Origin of the sequence: Vibrio scophthalmi LMG 19158 (assembly GCF_000222585.1) — a bacterium.
Classification (GTDB): domain Bacteria; phylum Pseudomonadota; class Gammaproteobacteria; order Enterobacterales; family Vibrionaceae; genus Vibrio; species Vibrio scophthalmi.
Genome location: NZ_AFWE01000022.1, coordinates 1 through 704 on the forward strand (window position 1 = coordinate 1; position 704 = coordinate 704).

At 38.8% G+C, this 704-nt stretch carries 1 protein-coding gene; it reads right to left on the reverse strand.

Translation table 11 applies throughout. The features are described 5' to 3' along the window. Positions 1–296: 296 nt before the first annotated feature. Positions 297–572 carry a hypothetical protein gene (locus tag RH88_RS00730; protein WP_005592762.1) on the reverse strand — a complete coding sequence of 92 codons (276 nt, stop codon included), beginning with the start codon at positions 570–572 and terminating at the stop codon, positions 297–299. Between the last annotated feature and the right edge of the window lie 132 nt (positions 573–704).

Genomic DNA, 704 nt, shown 5'->3' on the forward strand with positions numbered 1-704 from the left:
ACGTTGAAATTCAGGAGTCACATCCTCATTCTTCATCGCTCAGTCTCGCTCTTCATCATTCGTCTTGTGACTCTTGAAAAGCATCTTTGCAGGAAGGTGATGTGTTTTTTCTTGAAGTGATTTGGACTACTGACCGCGCCAGTTTGGAATATCGGAGAAATGGCCTTTTGCGGGTGGCTTGGTGCCTCGTTCGCGCACGCGCTCTCTTATCCCTGCGGGGCTTAAAAACGTTAAATGTTAGGCATAAAAAAAGAACTCATCTGAGTTCTTTGGAAGTGTAAATAGTAGCCATTAAATTACAAAGTAGATTGTATTGGTAGCACTTCGAATTTAATAGCTGATCTTGCTGGTTCAGTCTGGAAATTAAACTGCCAATCAAGCTCATGAAGCTGTTTTTTTACATGAATAGCTACAGTATCAACAAGCCCTTTCGGCGCAAAATCAAGAGTCCATGTTGTAGAAAAATACCCCCCCGTTGACTCAATATTATCTTCTATTGAAACAATGATGGCATTAACTTCTTTTGATATCAGCTCTGAATTATTTTGTATGTACTCGAAACCAGTAATCATGACTATTCTCCATTGTTATAGTTCGATGTTATATTACAGCCAAGAAACCCTTGACGCTATAGTCATGATATAAATGAATAAATCCATTAGATGCGCATTACAAAATTTATATTAAATGAGCCATTCGGCTGC

Bases quoted from the DNA above. Each gene is read 5' to 3' on its own strand.
- RH88_RS00730 (WP_005592762.1), bottom strand. From the start codon at position 572: ATGATTACTGGTTTCGAGTACATACAAAATAATTCAGAGCTGATATCA.